This is a genomic window from Priestia sp. YIM B13552 (genome assembly GCF_042787775.1).
Classification (GTDB): Bacteria; Bacillota; Bacilli; order Bacillales; family Bacillaceae_H; genus Priestia; species Priestia megaterium_E.
Window position 1 is genome coordinate 862658 of record NZ_JBHZOU010000003.1, and the last position, 16302, is coordinate 878959.

General features: G+C 37.8%; 16 protein-coding genes. 5 read left to right on the plus strand and 11 right to left on the minus strand.

What is annotated here, in order from left to right; translation table 11 throughout:
- Nucleotides 1–94 precede the first annotated feature (94 nt).
- Nucleotides 95–1006, minus strand: coding sequence for an AEC family transporter (locus ACFX40_RS16540; protein WP_377255611.1), 912 nt, complete (start codon nt 1004–1006; stop codon nt 95–97).
- A gap of 291 nt (nt 1007–1297) precedes the next feature.
- Here ACFX40_RS16540 and ACFX40_RS16545 point away from each other — a divergent pair, with 291 nt between their 5' ends.
- Complete coding sequence (locus ACFX40_RS16545) at nt 1298–2815, plus strand: alpha/beta hydrolase (RefSeq protein WP_377255614.1); 1518 nt, start codon at nt 1298–1300, stop codon at nt 2813–2815.
- Between the two features lie 146 nt (nt 2816–2961).
- Here the strand turns inward: ACFX40_RS16545 and ACFX40_RS16550 are convergent, their stop codons facing one another.
- Nucleotides 2962–3651 (minus strand): DUF421 domain-containing protein, encoded by a 690-nt coding sequence (locus ACFX40_RS16550; protein ID WP_251626292.1) that lies wholly within the window; start codon nt 3649–3651, stop codon nt 2962–2964.
- Nucleotides 3652–3786: 135 nt separating this feature from the next.
- On the opposite strand from ACFX40_RS16550, the gene ACFX40_RS16555 reads away from it, so the two are divergent.
- Nucleotides 3787–4416: an NUDIX hydrolase gene (locus tag ACFX40_RS16555; RefSeq protein WP_098333319.1), complete on the plus strand. Its 630-nt coding sequence runs from the start codon at nt 3787–3789 to the stop codon at nt 4414–4416.
- 4 nt (nt 4417–4420) lie between these two features.
- On the opposite strand, the gene ACFX40_RS16560 is transcribed toward ACFX40_RS16555, so the two are convergent.
- The 4 genes from ACFX40_RS16560 to ACFX40_RS16575 all read right to left on the minus strand — a co-directional run bounded on the left by ACFX40_RS16560 (nt 4421) and on the right by ACFX40_RS16575 (nt 9010).
- On the minus strand, nt 4421–4819 hold the full coding sequence (locus ACFX40_RS16560; RefSeq protein ID WP_028408829.1) for a PaaI family thioesterase: 399 nt from the start codon (nt 4817–4819) through the stop codon (nt 4421–4423).
- Between the two features lie 113 nt (nt 4820–4932).
- The gene (locus tag ACFX40_RS16565; protein WP_098331589.1) at nt 4933–7086 is read right to left on the minus strand and encodes a DNA topoisomerase III; all 2154 of its coding nucleotides are present in this window, start codon (nt 7084–7086) and stop codon (nt 4933–4935) included.
- Between the two features lie 259 nt (nt 7087–7345).
- Nucleotides 7346–8644, minus strand: a complete 1299-nt coding sequence (locus ACFX40_RS16570; RefSeq protein ID WP_221840407.1) for an arsenic transporter — start codon at nt 8642–8644, stop codon at nt 7346–7348.
- 15 nt (nt 8645–8659) lie between these two features.
- On the minus strand, nt 8660–9010 hold the full coding sequence (locus ACFX40_RS16575; protein ID WP_098525172.1) for an ArsR/SmtB family transcription factor: 351 nt from the start codon (nt 9008–9010) through the stop codon (nt 8660–8662).
- Between the two features lie 296 nt (nt 9011–9306).
- Here ACFX40_RS16575 and ACFX40_RS16580 point away from each other — a divergent pair, with 296 nt between their 5' ends.
- Nucleotides 9307–9987, plus strand: a complete 681-nt coding sequence (locus ACFX40_RS16580; protein ID WP_225049696.1) for a hypothetical protein — start codon at nt 9307–9309, stop codon at nt 9985–9987.
- Nucleotides 9988–10059: 72 nt separating this feature from the next.
- Nucleotides 10060–10761, plus strand: coding sequence for a hypothetical protein (locus tag ACFX40_RS16585; protein ID WP_028408841.1), 702 nt, complete (start codon nt 10060–10062; stop codon nt 10759–10761).
- 167 nt (nt 10762–10928) lie between these two features.
- On the opposite strand, the gene ACFX40_RS16590 is transcribed toward ACFX40_RS16585, so the two are convergent.
- Complete coding sequence (locus ACFX40_RS16590) at nt 10929–11711, minus strand: YibE/F family protein (RefSeq protein WP_028408842.1); 783 nt, start codon at nt 11709–11711, stop codon at nt 10929–10931.
- Entirely contained in the window at nt 11708–12700 is a 993-nt protein-coding gene (locus ACFX40_RS16595; protein WP_034275957.1) for a YibE/F family protein, read from the minus strand. Before ACFX40_RS16595 ends, ACFX40_RS16590 begins: the two co-directional genes overlap by 4 nt.
- 549 nt (nt 12701–13249) lie before the next feature.
- Here ACFX40_RS16595 and ACFX40_RS16600 point away from each other — a divergent pair.
- Nucleotides 13250–13816, plus strand: a complete 567-nt coding sequence (locus ACFX40_RS16600; RefSeq protein WP_279620673.1) for a peptidoglycan-binding domain-containing protein — start codon at nt 13250–13252, stop codon at nt 13814–13816.
- Nucleotides 13817–14043: 227 nt separating this feature from the next.
- On the opposite strand, the gene ACFX40_RS16605 is transcribed toward ACFX40_RS16600, so the two are convergent.
- From ACFX40_RS16605 to ACFX40_RS16615, 3 genes are all read right to left on the minus strand, one after another.
- Nucleotides 14044–14364: a 2Fe-2S iron-sulfur cluster-binding protein gene (locus ACFX40_RS16605; protein WP_028408845.1), complete on the minus strand. Its 321-nt coding sequence runs from the start codon at nt 14362–14364 to the stop codon at nt 14044–14046.
- Nucleotides 14365–14441: 77 nt separating this feature from the next.
- Nucleotides 14442–14621 (minus strand): hypothetical protein, encoded by a 180-nt coding sequence (locus ACFX40_RS16610; RefSeq protein ID WP_013082801.1) that lies wholly within the window; start codon nt 14619–14621, stop codon nt 14442–14444.
- A gap of 274 nt (nt 14622–14895) precedes the next feature.
- Nucleotides 14896–16203: an MFS transporter gene (locus tag ACFX40_RS16615; RefSeq protein WP_377255618.1), complete on the minus strand. Its 1308-nt coding sequence runs from the start codon at nt 16201–16203 to the stop codon at nt 14896–14898.
- Between the last annotated feature and the right edge of the window lie 99 nt (nt 16204–16302).

Genomic DNA, 16302 nt, shown 5'->3' on the forward strand with positions numbered 1-16302 from the left:
TGGATTTTCTCTTCTCCTAGCTTACCTCTGTTTATTTGGGAATATCCTTTTTTCATCAAAAAGGACGCTCACAAGTGCGAGCGTCCTCAGTTATTTACATTAAAATGTTTGTCATTCCCCACAGCAGCAAAAAGCTTAGCAAAATGGTCATATTTGACACGGTGCCGACAAATTTTTGATCGTATTTGAATTCTACTGCGTAAGGTAAAACTGACCCCGCTACCGGTAGAATGAAGCAAACTAAGATTGTATACCGAAACATATCTTCAAACGGAAGTAAGAAAAACAGCGCAATTCCTACGCCGAGTCCAATCACGTAGCGGATGCTTAAAAACATGATAATTTTTTTCAAATAGCTTTTTTGGAATGAAAAATTTAAGTATACGCCTAAAAGCAAAAGAGAAAGCGGCATATTCGCTTTCGAGATAATGTCTGAAACGTCTAATACGTATGATGGTAAATGAATGCCTATAATCGCAAGAAGACAAATGATTACATAGGTAAGAAGCGGCATTGATTTTAATACTTTATATAAAATCTTTTTAAATTCAATGTCAATATCATCCCCAGAGTAGTAGCTGCCAATTACATAGCATAAAACAAAAATAACAAAGGCATTTCCGACATCAAACATACCAAAATATTTAAGCCCTTCTTTTCCCCAGATGCCTTCTACTAGTGGATAAGCAAACATTCCAATATTAAAACCTGGAATCATCATGGTCAGCATGCCCTTCACTTTTCTTTCATCTTTTCGAAAAACAAAAATTCCTACCGCAGCTAACAATAAGCCATAGACAATTCCAATAACTAATAGTAAAATAAGCGATCCATCAATTTTAATGCTGCTGAATGTGACAATAATCAAGCAAGGCATTGTAATATTAAAAATAATTCTGGCTAAAGCTTCCCCGTCTTTTTGCTGAAGGAGGTTTGTTCGTTTTAGTATGTATCCTAATAGAATGATTGTAACAGAATACAAAAACTGGCTGTTAAAGCTGTTCATAGACCTACTCCCTTGCCCTCTAAGATAAACGTTTTATAGAAACGTTCTTCATATCTTTTATACTTATTTAATCGATTGTTTTACCCTGTCTTTTTTAATCCTTGTTTCATTATAATATAAGCAGCCTAAAAAGAAACTAGAGAATTGGATGCACTTTACCTGTTTGTTAGACAAAAACAGCTTAGAAACAAATGAAAAAACTTTCCTCCAAACTAATTTTAAAACAGGACATTTTTCTTTTTTATGGAATTTACTTAAAAGGTATGAGTATTTTTATGAGGAGGAAGAAATGTGAAACGAAAAATGATAGCGCTTACTTTTTCTGCTGCTCTTTGTTTTTCAGCTTCAGGATCTCTTGCTAAAGCTTCTAACAACACAGATGTAATCCCAAATGCTGATCAGTCGGCAGAAACCTATTTTGACGGAGCGAACGGGAATTGGCTGACGACTAAAAACCCCGCTCAATATCAGCAGGCCACGCTCTATGGCAATATTGGGCTTACTCCTTATAACTGGGGAAAACCTGAAGATGGATCGGGCTGGTATCGAATCAATCAGCCAGCTGAGGTCAACGGAACGCAAGTAAATGGCATTTTTGAAGACGCTCAGTTCGTCATCCGTGTTCCTGATAACTGGAACGGAAAACTTGTGGTAGCCGGCATTCCTGCCACGCGCAACGAAACGTCCACCGATTTATTATTCAGCGATTACGTTCTTAAAAAAGGCTATGCATTTGCAGCCACCGATAAAGGAACGCAAGGAGAAAGTGACCCTAACGATCCTTTTGCTAAAGTAAAAAATGCACTCGCTAACGACGATGACAGCGTAGCAGAATGGAATATGCGCTATCGTCAATTGACAAAAGCTGCCCAGCAATACTTAACTACTCATTATTCAGACAGGCTAATCAACCCGTCTAACCGAAAAAATCCTGCAAGCGATTTGATTCGAAACAATCATAAAGTACCAACGTATGCAATTGGCATTTCAAACGGTGGATACGTTGTCAGATACGCACTTGAAAACGATGATCCAAAACAAACAAAAGAGCCTCGTTTATTTGATGGAGGCGTCGATTGGGAAGGCGTATTATGGAGTTCAAAAGCGCCAAATTTAATTAGCTCACTAACACCTGTTGTCAACAACGCAGAAGAAGCGCTGTACGGAACGGGAAAAGAACAGAAAAAAGCCATGAAACAAATGTATAAAGCAGGTCTTCCAAAAGGATCTGAAAAATTGTGGAATTATCATGATCAAGTGTACTGGGCGGTCACATTAAACATTTACCGTGATCACTTTGATCCAACTGCTCCAGGAAGAACAAACTGGCACAACTATTTAAACTTTACTTCAGCAGGTCTACGTGATCGCTCATGGGATTATATCTTTGAAAATTATCGCTATCAAACCCGTCCAAAAAGCGTAAAAGAAAATGTAGCAAAAGTAGAAAATACAGGCGATATCGATGTACCTCTTATCAGTATGGCCGGCTCTCTCGATTCACTTATCTTCCCGTCTATTCACGCGGAAGGCTATGAAAAACTTGTTAAAAAAGCTGGCAAAGCAAATCTTCATCGTCTCTATACCGTTAAAAACGGCAATCACGTTGACAGCTTAGTATGGAATAAACAAACGGATCCAAATCAAGAGCTTCAGCCTCTGCTTCCATATGCCCATCAATCTTTTGATTTGTTAGTAGACTGGGTGGAAAATAAAAAAGCAGCGCCTGCAAGTAAAGATATTAAAGCACCTCAAAATAACCTTAAAGTAATCGACATAAAATCTGGGCAAGAAGTAGATCCTCGCTAAGGTTGAGACATAACTAAACGAATCCAACCTAAAGGCGAATAAATGAGGCATAAATGAGCTGGACTGCTAGAAGGAACGAACCACTAATCAAACATGTTGATTAGTGGTTCGTTTTTCACTTAGGGGAAAATGCTTTTGTCCCATCCTCAGTCTTCATAATAATCAAGATACAAATGACCTGCTGAGTCTGCTTGACCTAAAAATACCTTATCGACTGCAGCACCTTTCTTTTTGAGCTGTTCTTTAACCCATGCTACGCTATACCCTAGCTCATGAACGGCTTCTTTCATTATATTTCCGTCCATGATAATCGTTTGGGGTAATCGTGTCGCCTCTCCTTTTATTAATAGATCTTCTCTCGTAACGTTTTGCTTTTCTTTTTTTAACAGCACGCTTAATTCGCCGTTGGTTTCAAGCATCGCAAAAGCTACGTCTTTCACATAAAAGATGTCTTTTTTACGAAGCTGCTCCATGAGCTCATCTACTGTATATTTTTCTTTTTTTACATTTTCCTCAAGAATTTTTCCTTCTTTAATGAGGATTGTTGTCGTCCCTTCCACCGCTTTTCGAAAGCTTATGCTTTTTAACGATACGTTTGATACAAAAATAAGAAACGATGCCCACACTAAAATCGCGACTACCCCGTGACTCGCCTGTAAATCTACATCCATTGAAATTGTTCCTGCAATATCTCCAATTGTAATACCAACGATATATTCAAAAAAAGAAAGTTTGGATAACTGTTTTTTCCCCAACAGCTTTGTAATAAAAAACAAGCCAAGTAAAATCAGCACTGAACGAAGTACTACTTCCATCCAATGATTCAACGCATGCACCTTCTTTACTAAAATTGATGTATTTTTTATTTTGTGCATATTTATATGGATCAAAGCAGATTTTCACCTTCCATTATTTACATACCTTTCCTGGCAGGTTAGAGTAGAAAGAAGTAGGAAACAAATGGGGGTTTTATGATGAACGATGAAGTGCTAACCGTATTTAACGACCAACAGGAGCGCATAGGAACAGCGTCTCGCAAAGAAGTTCACGAAAAAGGCTATTGGCACGAAGCGTTTCACTGCTGGTTTGTCAGCCGTGAAAATGATACAGACTATATTTATTTTCAAATTCGAAGCGAACAAAAACAAGATTACCCCGGCGCACTTGACATCACAGCTGCCGGACATTTGCTTCATACAGAAACCGCTGTGGACGGTGTAAGAGAAATTCACGAAGAGCTCGGCATAAACATTTCATTTGATGAATTGCTTCCTTTAGATGTGTTTAAATACGAAGTAGCTCAGCCGCACTATATTGACAAAGAATTTACACATGTATTTTTATACTACAGCTCTCACCCTCTTAGTGCGTTTACGTTGCAGCAAGAAGAAGTATCAGGACTTGTAAAAGCGCCTTTTTCTCACTTTTGCGAACTGTGGCTTGGAAATCAAACAGAACTGACCGTTGAAGGGATAACTAATAAAAAAGAGCCTATTCACCGTACAGCACACAAAAGTGAATTTGCTCCTCATCCCAAAGCTTACTATGAAACGATTATTTCATTCATTAGCCAGCAGCTGCATTCAGCAGAAAAAGCTTAGAATCCTAAGCTTTTTCTGCTGAAAAAATCATATATGTTGCACTGCCAAGCGCAACAAGCTTGCCGCTGCTGTCTTCAATTTTCACTTCTCCAACAGCCAGCGTTTTGCCGCGATGAGACAGTGTGGATTTAGCAACTAAATAATCACCTATACCCGGCCTTGTGTAATTTACTTTTAATTCAACTGTACTGGCACTTTCCTCTTCAGAAAGAGAAGACCGCACAGCTGAACCAACCGCCGCGTCGATAAGCGTAGCAATAACGCCTCCATGAACCGTTCCTCTTCCTTGCAGAAGCTGCGGCTGAATCGTGATTTTTAACTCCGCATATCCTTTATCAAGCAGCGCTTCTTCAATGCCAATATAATCCCAAAACGGAATCATCCCTTTACTCGTTCGTTTCATCAATCTCATCCTTTGCATAAATAAGCTATGTAAGAACTTCTAGAAAAGCTGGAGAAATCCTGTTTCTTTGCATGCAAAAAGCGCCTGCTCTTTAGCAAACGCTTTTTATCCCTCTATTTTTCAAATAAAAACTGCACTTTGTTTTCTTTCCATTCTAGCTTAGCGTTAAAGATCTTATCGCCTTTTTTAAAACCTTCAATCAAATCTGTCTGTCCTTCGCTCAACAGTTTTTTTAAATTAGCCTGCGTAACTGTTTTACCTAAAATCTTTTTCGATACGGTAAACGTGCATTTTGTTTTTGTATAGTTTGAGCATCCGTAAAATGAGCCTTTATCCACTACTTTTCCGTCGCAAAGCTTACACGAACCAAACGATTTAGAAGAAAAGCTTTTACCTTTGCCCTTGCCTTTTCGCTGAATGGATTCAGTGTCGTATCCGCTGAAATTCCACTTACTTTCTGCTTCGACAGCGTCTTCGATAATTTTAGCTGACAGCTTTTTTGTTTGTTCCATAAAAGCAGCAGCCGATGCTGTTCCTTCTCCAATTTCAGCTAGACGCTGCTCCCACTTAGCCGTCATTTCTGGTGAAGCTAAAATTTTATCGCCAATCGCGTCAATCAATACCTTTCCTTTATCAGTCGCAAACACTTGGTTTTTTTTCACATCAATATATTTACGGTCTTTAAGCATTGTAATGATTCCCGCACGCGTAGCTTCAGTCCCTAACCCTTCTGATTTTGCTAAAATCTTCTCCAGCTCGTCATTATCCAAATGCTTGCCAGCTGTCTTCATCAGTGTAATCAACTGACCTTCTGTGTAGCGTTTTGGAGGCTGTGTTTTACCTTCTTTTACGTCTACTTTAATAACTTTTCCTTCTTCGCCTTCTTGAACATTCGGAAGAATAACGTCGTCGTCTTTCTCGTTTTGAAAAATTACTTTACGCCAGCCTTCTTGGATTTGCTGCTTTCCTTTTGAAATAAAAGCTGCCCGCTTTTCCACGAGTGTGGTAATCGTTGTATAGTCGAAAATCGCTTTTTCATAGTGTGCCGCAATTAGACGTCTTACGACTAAGTCGTAAATTTTCTGTTCGTCTCCTGACAGTTTGCTAGGGTCCTTCACTTGTTCCGTTGGAATAATCGCATAGTGATCGCTTACTTTTTTTGCATTTACATAGCGTTTATTTCCCAGGACTGAAGAGTAAGGAAGCGGAAATAAATGTTCGTATTCAGAAAAAGCACTCAGCTTTTCTAAAATCTCAGGAAACGTTTCGGCTTCTCCTTCTGTTACGTAGTTTGAGTCTGATCTTGGATAAGAAACAATTCCTTTCTGATACAGCCCTTGCAGCACATCAAGCGTCTTTTTAGGAGAAAACTTAAACGCTTTATTCGCCGTTGCTTGAAGTGATGATAAGTTAAATAATAAAGGCGGCTGGAACTCTTTTCGCTCCGTTACGAGTTCATGAACTTCCGCGTCTTTTCCTTCGCAAAACTGAGCAATTTTATACGCCATTTCTTTTTCTTTAAGACGCGACTCTCCGTCTTGATGCCATTTGCCTTCATACTTCTTTCCTTCAATATCAAACTTAGCAAGCACTTCCCAAAAAGGCTCTGATTTAAAGTTATCAATTTCCTTTTCACGCTTTACGATCAAAGCAAGCGTTGGCGTCTGCACGCGCCCCGCTGAAAAAACATCTGACATGCCGTGCTTTTTTAACAAAATGCTATACACCCGTGAAGCATTCATCCCAACGACCCAATCCGCACATGCTCTTGTATATGCTTCATAATAAAGGTTACGCGTATCGCTTTCGTCTTTTAACTGTTGAAACCCATCATAAATGGCCTTTGGCGTTAAAGAAGAAATCCACAATCGCTTCATCGGCTTATGCACACCTGAGAGCTGAATGATATTACGAACAATCAATTCTCCTTCACGCCCCGCATCTCCCGCGTGAATAATTTCTGTGACCGTCGGCTTTTTAAGCAGTTTTTTTACCACTTGAAACTGCTTAGCTTTTGAGCGCGTCACTTCATATTGAAAGCGGTCTGGAATCATCGGCAGCGTGTCAATTGACCACTTTTTCCACTCCGGCTTATAATCTTCCGGACTTACAAGCTGACATAAATGCCCCACTGCCCACGTCACATACGCTCCGTCTGTAAATACTTCATTCGGTGGAATCTCTAAATAGCCGTCGTGACGCTTCGGCTTAAACTGTGAAGCTAGAGTCGATCCTTGATCCGGCTTTTCTGCAATAATTAACTTCATGTATTTAATCACCTTACATTTCAAATTTCCATGTGAAACTTAGTCAGTTTTATTATTTTATCATAGAAAGAGCTGTTGGAGTATGAATGAGGAGAAAAGTAGTTTAGATGAGAGATACCTACCTCATTTAAAAAACGTGTCGCTGTCCGTTATAGCTTTTCAATAAAAAAGCTGTAGATCATTTTCTACAGCTTTGATACATATCTGAATTTTTCTGGCAACAGCCATTATCATATCGACTAAAACAAATCTGGACGTGTTATGAAATAATCAATAACCAAACATACAAACCAACAAGCGTAATAAACAATGTCGGAATCGTTAAGATAATACCCGTTTTAAAATACGTTCCCCATGAAATTTTCACGCCTTTTGTTGAAAGAACATGAAGCCATAAAAGCGTCGCTAAAGAACCAATCGGGGTAATTTTCGGACCTAAATCCGATCCAATAACGTTTGCATAAATCAACGCTTCCTTGATTGTTCCAGCTGCGTGTGTTGCATCGATTGCTAGTGCATCAATCATAACGGTTGGCATATTGTTCATAACCGATGAAAGAATAGCGGCAGTGAATCCCATACCAATTGTTGCTGCAAACAGTCCATGACTAGCCGTTGCTTGGATCACATCAGCCAGAATTTCTGTTAAACCAGCATTACGCAAGCCGTATACAACAACATACATGCCGATAGAGAAAAAGACAATCGCCCATGGAGCTCCCTGTAACACTTTTTTTGTATGAACCGCTCGGCTTTTTTTGGCCATCATCAAAAACAGAATAGCAATAATACCTGCAATAATCGAAACAGGGACGCTAAAGAATTCTCCAACTAAATAGCCTAGCACTAACAAAACTAAGACAATTCCGGATAACCTAAACATCTTTTCATCTTTGATGGCATCCACTGGCTTCTGCAAATCTGCTACATTGTATTTCTTAGGAATCCTTTTGCGGAAATACAGATATAAGACCATAATACTTGCAAACAGAGAAACCAAATCTGGAACAATCATGCGTGATGCAAATTCAGAAAAGCTAATACCAAAGAAGTCGGCTGATACGATATTTACTAAGTTACTAACAACAAGGGGCAGCGACGTTGTATCTGCAATAAATCCACTTGCGATAATAAACGGAAAAACCATTTTATCGTCGAACTTTAATGCCCGAACCATGGCTAGTACAATGGGTGTTAAAATCAACGCTGCTCCGTCATTAGCAAATAGCGCTGCTACAACGGCTCCAAGAAGAGACACGTAAACAAACATACGCACGCCATTCCCTCCTGCGGCTCTAGCCATATGAAGCGCTGCCCATTCAAAGAAACCAATTTCATCTAAAATTAAAGAAATAATAATAATAGCAATAAACGTAAGAGTCGCATTCCACACAATACTGGTTACCTCAAGAACGTCTTGAAAATCAACAACGCCTGCCAGTAAAGCAAGCATAGCTCCCCCGCAAGCCGACCAGCCGATTGATAAATTTTTCGGCTGCCAAATAACAAAAATTAATGTTACTAAAAAAATCAATGATGCTAGTACAACTGATGCCACTTTTTAAACCTCCAATTATTCACAACAACTAATACGTAGTCCTTGTTTTTCCAGCTCTTTTAAACGTTCGTCCTGACTTGGTACAGATTCAAGTATGCCCAGAACAAACTCATAGTACCGACTTTCTTTATTAAGAGAATAAAAAACCCATTGCCCTTTTCTTCTTTCCTTCACAAGTTCAGCATCTCTTAATTTTCGTAAATGCTGACTAATTGAAGGTTGGCTAGCTTGATAGATATCTACGAACTCACACACACAGCATTCATTGTTCTCTATTAATTTCACCATCGAAAGCCTTGTTTTATCTCCCAATAATTTTAAGATTTGGGCTGCCTTTTCAATACTATCTATAGATTTTGTGCGCATTAATGAATACCTCCTACTCCCTTTCAGTTGATAGATAATAATGTGCTTATGTATTAATGCTCATTACTATAATTGATTTCTAAATGTTTTACAATTTTTTAGTAAACTAAAAGTGATTTAGTAGTTGTCTAAGGATTTAAAGAAGTTATTTTTTTCCCTACTAATCTAAACCAAATCTAGCACATAATACTATAGGTATATTTTCTCGTAAAAATGCTCCTAATGTCCTTGGACAAACATACATACTTATTTTGTCGATCTGCATAAAATATAGAGAAAAATAAGAAAGGATGATTATGATAGAAAAACATTATTCCTATTATAACCCGCAAGATGGTAAATATTATGTAGACAAGCCTTACTCTCTTAGAGACAATAAAGTATCCCCCTCTGCTTCTCCTAAAATCCCTTTGAAAAATACAGCCGACAGAGCTTTTAAAATCCCTGTATTCCTCAGCCACCCTTCTATGCTTAATACTACTCAAACGAGATTTCTTAATCGTTTAATTGATGAAATTGAACGTGCTCTTCTTTTCCCTCGTACACTGCCTGATACAGAGCAATATCCTAATAAAACAATAACAAGCGTTCGCCGAATGATACTTTCTAGCTATGGGTTGATCGCGGTGAATATGCAGCAAGTCTTCGCCAATTATACCATGACGAATATTCCCGGCGGTACACCTCCGCCACCATCATGGGAAGGTGCTCCGTTTTTACAAATAGAGCCGAGCATGGGTTACCAACGAGGCCTGCCTTTACTTCTTATCAAAGAATCAGGTGTCAACAGTATAGGCGTTTGGAATCCAGCAGTAGTTCCTTTCTTTATTATTGAATGGGATTCTACAAAACCGCTTGATGAGTTTTTTAACCGTGTTGAATGGAGAGAAATATTTCAAAACTGGGTGGCTCAAGTGCGAAATGGCTACTTTATTCAAACACAGCCTTCCTATCGATACGGCCCGGATGATCTATAGAAAGAATTTCAACCGAAGAGCACTTTCGAAAGCTGTTTCTATAAAACAAGTTAGAATGCGAGGTGAATATAATTGACTTTAATTAATAGTGGGACATGCGTAGGAGTTCTATATCGAGCTAATGCCGGTGCATCATGCAGAAACGGGTACTGTGTTCATAATGGAAGATTAGTAGGCGGCGTCATAAGCTCAAATGCTGGTACCTTAACGGTTACAAGAAGCATCGATAACACAAAGTTACAGACTTATAATGGTATTCTTCTTAGCCACCGAGCCGTAAACCGAACGACAGGGCAAGTCACGCAGCAATATTTGTATTTTAGAAAAAATCAGTTAGAAAAAGTAGAAATTACGCCTTATACACAATATAGTGACCCTAGCTGTCAAAGAGAAAGTCATTACAACATCCCTGATATTATCTACCCCGGTGAATGTGTAGGAATCAGATATCTGGCAGGAGATGAATGGCATATAGGAAACGGGCGATATCTATATTGGACAGGCCAAGTGAATCACTGTATATTTGATGAACGTTCGCAAAGTACAAATAGACAATTTTTACGTCAGATTTGGTACGTACACTGGATACTTGACCCAAAAAATGAACGAAATATTATACCTCAAAAGACCTCTCGAGGACGTGGATCTCCAAGAGGTGAACGTAGAATTTATGTTTTTAAGAATCTGCTTCCAGCTAATGGTGAGACGGTCCTTGTAAAAGCTGCTTCTCCTGTAAATTCTGCTTCTTGGCCTTTTCGTATTATCTATCAGTAAGAAAAACAGATTGTAATCCTTAATGCTATTACAACTCCCATCCTCCACCTAGTTTCCTCTCAAAATCCCACAAATAGGCCGAGGTTAATTTGAACTGCCCCTCCAGTGGTTAACCATCGGAGGGGCAGTTTCTTATGACTTTCTGTTTTATTTGTCCATACGCTTCTCTACTTTATTTCCTTGTACTGCTTCCCTTTTTCTCTTTTTTGTAAGAAAATAGAAGCGCTAATCCAAGAAGTAATCGGAATAATAATGGCTACACCAATGCCTCCGCTTAAAATAGAAATGACTTCTGCACAAAAGGTTTTTGAATTGATAATGTCTCCAAACGAATACGACAATCTCTTAAACCAGATAATTAACGTCAAATACCCGCCTACAAAGGCAAAATACAGTGTATTGGTTGTGGTGCCCAAAATATCTCTTCCGATTTTCAAACCAGAATTGAAGAGATTTTTTTTAGTTACGGACGGATCATGAACAAATAACTCATTCATAGAAGACGAAATAGATAGCGAAATATCAATGATCGCTCCTATGGCACCCATAATAATTGTACAAATGGCTATTTTAGCAAAATCAATTCCAACATAAAGTGAAAAAGCGTTAATTTCTTCTTCCTGTTCTTCTCCAAATCCTTGAATCATTGCATGATGTTCAACAATAAAAATAAAGAACACTAAAACAGCTAAGGTAATAATCGTTGAAACAAACGCAGCAAGCGTTTTATGATTGAATTTATTAATATAAAATAAATTAATGCAGCTAATGATTGTACAAGCTATCAACGTAACAACAATCGTATTTTTTATAGACAGCATAAAAAGAATGGTTAGAAAAATAACGCCAAAATTCAAGAACAAAGCAAGGAAAGATCTAATTCCTTTTTTTCCGCCCACAATACTCATCAGAATAAATAAAATAAGAGCAAGCAATAGTAAAACGTTCACTTTCTGTTCCCCTTCCTAAAAATAAAAAGAATCGAAAGATAGAGTGTAATTGGAATCGTTAAAACAATGCCAATACTGCCAGTAAGAGCACGGATTAACTCCAAGGAGAAATTCATCGAAAACGTATATCCTAAAGGAGAGCCATTTTTTAAATAAAGAAGAACCATTGGGATTGTTCCGCTTATATACGAAAAAAATAAAATATTCGTCATAGCTCCCATAATGTCTCCGCCAATTTCCTTACCCGATTTCAGTAAATCTTTGTGCGCTATCTCTTTATTCTTTTCATATAGTTCATAGACAGAAGAAGTAATCGTAATCGCTACATCCATAACAGCTCCTAAAGATCCTATTAATACCTCACTCATAAATATTTTTTGAGGAGGAATCGTCACAAACTCCATTCCTTCATAATGAAGGCCATTAGAATCTGTCAGTTGCATGACACCATACGCGATTAAAAGAGAAACAAATGTACCTATTAAAGTTGAAATAATCGCTACATGCGTTTTTTCTTTATTACCGCTTACTAATAACAAAGAAATAACTGTAAAAAGAACGACAGCTACAATACATACAGCTAGCAAGCTCACATTCCCTAGTGCTAGATATACATTTAAGGCCCCGATTAAAAGTACAATATTAATAAATAAGCTAATGATTGAATAAAAACCTTGTTTTTTTCCAATCGCCAGCAAAATCAGTATAAATAAGCCCGCGACAGCGGTAACCTGCGTGTCCCGCTTCACTCCTTCAATCGTGCCGCTTAAAGCATGCTGTGAATTCTTTTCTAAGGAGACAAAAAGATCTGTTCCGACAGTGTACTTTTGATCATAAGCACCTGAGTATGAGTACGTATTCTCTAAATGGATAAGCTTCCCTTTATATTTTCCGTTCATGATTTTAGCAACAATTTTTTGAGAATATACGGTATCTTTGTTGTGATTTAAATCAGCAGATTTATTTTGTTCTACAACATTCGTCTTCACTACCTCCGCTATCGGTTTTTTATAAAGCGAATAATTGTGGTTTGTTACTATTAGCGCTATACACAAACAGCAAATTCCTAGTATATAGAGAAAGATTTGTTTACGCGATAATTTATTAAACTTTTGCTTCGAAAAAAGATTCCTTATATGCTGGGAATACAGAGGTGACATCACGTAATTCCTTTCTGGTTATTATTTGAACGCAGAGCTCTTGAACATGAAGAGACTACAAAGAGATCTAAGACCCTTTGCAGTCTTTTCATTCGTTTATTATGAGCGTTATAGAGCAAGACATACTCTAGGTACACAAGACGCTCAAACCTGCTGTTTTTTCCTTCCGTACTGTACCAGAGAAAAATGAAATTATAGTGAAAACATAGAACGATTTATCTACTTCACTAGTTTTTTATGACTATCTTATATAATCATAGGAATATAAAAACAAATAGAAAACTGCCTGCGCTATAATAAATTGACTTTATAGCTACTAATTAGTTATAAAGCTCATGAAAAGCGACAAATAGTTGCTAAAAACAAGGAGGTTATTTCATGTTAACGAAAAAAACACTTGTCACGCTTTCTACTCTCACCCTTGTAACAACATGCGTAGCATTCAGCACTCCAACTACTGAAGCAGCTGCTAAAGATACCTACTCAAAAAAAATTGAAGCTAAAGCAGAAACGAGGCCTACGCTTCGTAAAGGTTCTCACTCTAGCTACGTAAAGGACTTACAGCAAAGCTTAAAAGATGTGAAGTATAACACATCAGTTGATGGAATTTTCGGTACGCAAACACAAAACGTAGTAAAAGAATTTCAAACCGATCACAGCTTGTCTCCAGATGGTATTGTTGGCCCCTTAACATGGTCAGCTTTAGATGAGAACAAGGTAGAAAGAAAGCAATTTCCTGTCAGCACAGCTATTACATTCGGTAAAAAAGAACTCGGTGACAACATTGTCTTCAGTACAGACGACCGCTTACGGAAAGATAACAACGATAAAGCTTACTACAGATTCGTAGCAAAAAACAAAGACTGGATGGATCAAGGCGGATCAGGCACCATAGGGTGGTATCATATTTACAAAAATGGAGATGTGATTGAAGCATCCAATTAAACCTATTTACAAATAACGGTTCGAAAAAAGCCTTCATAATCACTCTTTTGAGTGATTTACTATTTCCCTTACAGAATGCTAAAATTTAAAGGAATCATTCCGTAGGTACTTTACTTTAACAAGAACAGCTTTTTCTCCCCGCAGCTGTTCTTGTTATTTTTTAATAAAAATGAAAAAAGCAGCATGCTGACTGAACATTCAACACGCTGCTTTTTGCGATTCCAGGACTACTCTGCGGGTCGAGGTCCTGCTTCTCGTCCTGAGCTCTCTACCGTTAATATTGGGCGAACGGTGATATCTTCATTTACACGAATTTGACATGATAAGCGCAGGTGATCTTCAATTGAACTTTCTGAGTATGCATTTTTCTCTGCGTGTGTTAAATCACAATATTCACCTTCAAGCACTTCTACCCTGCAAGTCGTGCATTTAGCTTTCCCGCCGCATCGATGAAGAATATTTATACCGTTGTCTTCGAGTGCCAAGACAAGCTTTTTTCCTTTTGCCACTTCAAAACTTCCGTATCCTAAAACGGTTACTCTTGGCATGTATCTCCCTCTTTCCCTCTACTACTGTGTACAAGCAATTTGAATTACACTATATGCAGTTTCTTTTTATTGCATGCCTAAATCCAATTAAGAAGACCATCATTTTGTAATACGGCAACTAAAACGACAATCCCAAGTATAATAACAGGTATCAGTGCTTTTAAAATTTGATACTTAGATAATTCTATACGTTGAGGCTCCTTTAACAAATGACTTTGATTTAACTCAGTATTGTTTTCACTTTCTTTATGATTCATGTTCCTCTGCCTTTCTATTTTTTATAGTGCGGTTCATATCTACTTCTGCTGAAATCACAAAAATAGACACAGAATTTCTTCATAAAAACCATCTTAACCTTTTTAAGAACATGCTATACCAACAATGCTATTTTAAAACAAACCCCTAGCACATGTTTCAAATAAACAAATTCATCTTGTTTCTCCTCTTAATAGCGTTTCTCACATCACTAAATGCAGAAGTAAGGTCGTTATTTATAATCAAAAGTAAAACCCCATAGCGAGTCATGGGGTTTTACTTCATACGTTGGTTTTTTGGAATTTTAATTTGTTTAATATCTCCCAGCACATAAATATAAAAAATTAAGCCTAGCAACAATACAATTCCTGCTACAATAAAGCTTAGATCAAAAGAACCAGTTTTATCCAATAGATATCCCGTTAAAGCTGTAGCTATAATTCCACCAAACAAATTATTAGCTAAATTAACAATAGAACTGAGAAGAGAAATAGAGCCTGCAGGCGCAATTTCAGCAGAAATTGACCAGCCGATTGGTGCCGTTGCCGATATACCTGCCAATCCAATCGAGATACAAATCATCGCTACTACAACACTATTGGTGAAAATAGAGCCTAAAAAAACAAACCCTAAGCATAATCCTACAACAATGATCGTGCGATATACTTTTTGACTGTTATATCCTTTTTTTATGAGGTAATCAACAAGCCAACCGCCAACTAAAATGCCAGCAAATGTAGCAATTAGCCAAGGGACTGCCGTAAGCAGACCCGATGACATGATATCCATATCGTATTTCTCTTTTAAAAAAGTTGGCAGCCACGTTAACAGTAAATTAAACGTATATCCATAGCCTGTAAACCCAATCATTAGCCCCCAAACTTTTCGATTCGCAAATAATACTTTTAAGGTATGTAAAAATTTTGATGTTTGTTCATCGTTCGCATTTAAATTATTTTCTTGAATATACTTCAGCTCATCATCTGATATGCGTCTATGCTTTTCTGGTTTTTCGTAATAAAACCAAAACAGCAGCGTAAACAGCACGTTTATAATTCCAATGGATAAAAATGCTGTGCGCCAATCAAATTTGGTGATGAGAAACGCTACAAGAGGCGCGCCAAGTACATTTGAAAATTTGGCCGCTGAATCAAACAAAGAATTTGGTAAGCTTCTTTCGTTTGGAGGAAACCATAGGGATGTAGCTTTTGATGCTGCTGGAAAAGCTGAAGCACTCATTATTCCTATTAAAAACCGGACGATATAGAGAAGAAGTTTTCCTTGCAAAAATGCCATCGACATCGTTAATAAACTCCAAATTACCATACCCACTCTTGTTACCCATGCTACTCCGAACCGATCAAGCAAGCTTCCCGCAGGTATTTGCATGATCGTATAAGAATACGTATAAATAGAAAAGACAATTCCGAGCTCTGTTCCCGTTAAGTGAAATGCATCTTGTATTGCAGGAGCGGCCACTGACACCGCTACACGATCAAAATAATTTAAAATAATCATACTGCTTAACAAAGATGAAATAAACCATCGTGTACGTCCTGTTCGCTTTACTGAATGTTCACTCATAGCTAGCTCCTTTCATCAGTAGTTTGTTCGTTTTATTACCGTAGCATTCTACTTAATACCACAACTTCTTTTGAAAGAAACATGCGTTTTCTTCATTCA

Excerpts from the sequence above, each read along its gene's own strand:
- ACFX40_RS16575 (WP_098525172.1), bottom strand. The coding sequence starts at position 9,010 with ATGCGCACAAAATCTATAGATAGTATTGAAAAGGCAGCCCAAATCTTA.
- ACFX40_RS16560 (WP_028408829.1), bottom strand. The coding sequence starts at position 4,819 with ATGAAACGAACGAGTAAAGGGATGATTCCGTTTTGGGATTATATTGGC.
- ACFX40_RS16555 (WP_098333319.1), top strand. The coding sequence starts at position 3,787 with ATGATGAACGATGAAGTGCTAACCGTATTTAACGACCAACAGGAGCGC.
- ACFX40_RS16580 (WP_225049696.1), top strand. The coding sequence starts at position 9,307 with ATGATAGAAAAACATTATTCCTATTATAACCCGCAAGATGGTAAATAT.
- ACFX40_RS16565 (WP_098331589.1), bottom strand. The coding sequence starts at position 7,086 with ATGAAGTTAATTATTGCAGAAAAGCCGGATCAAGGATCGACTCTAGCT.
- ACFX40_RS16605 (WP_028408845.1), bottom strand. The coding sequence starts at position 14,364 with ATGCCAAGAGTAACCGTTTTAGGATACGGAAGTTTTGAAGTGGCAAAA.
- ACFX40_RS16615 (WP_377255618.1), bottom strand. The coding sequence starts at position 16,203 with ATGAGTGAACATTCAGTAAAGCGAACAGGACGTACACGATGGTTTATT.
- ACFX40_RS16610 (WP_013082801.1), bottom strand. The coding sequence starts at position 14,621 with ATGAATCATAAAGAAAGTGAAAACAATACTGAGTTAAATCAAAGTCAT.
- ACFX40_RS16600 (WP_279620673.1), top strand. The coding sequence starts at position 13,250 with ATGTTAACGAAAAAAACACTTGTCACGCTTTCTACTCTCACCCTTGTA.
- ACFX40_RS16540 (WP_377255611.1), bottom strand. The coding sequence starts at position 1,006 with ATGAACAGCTTTAACAGCCAGTTTTTGTATTCTGTTACAATCATTCTA.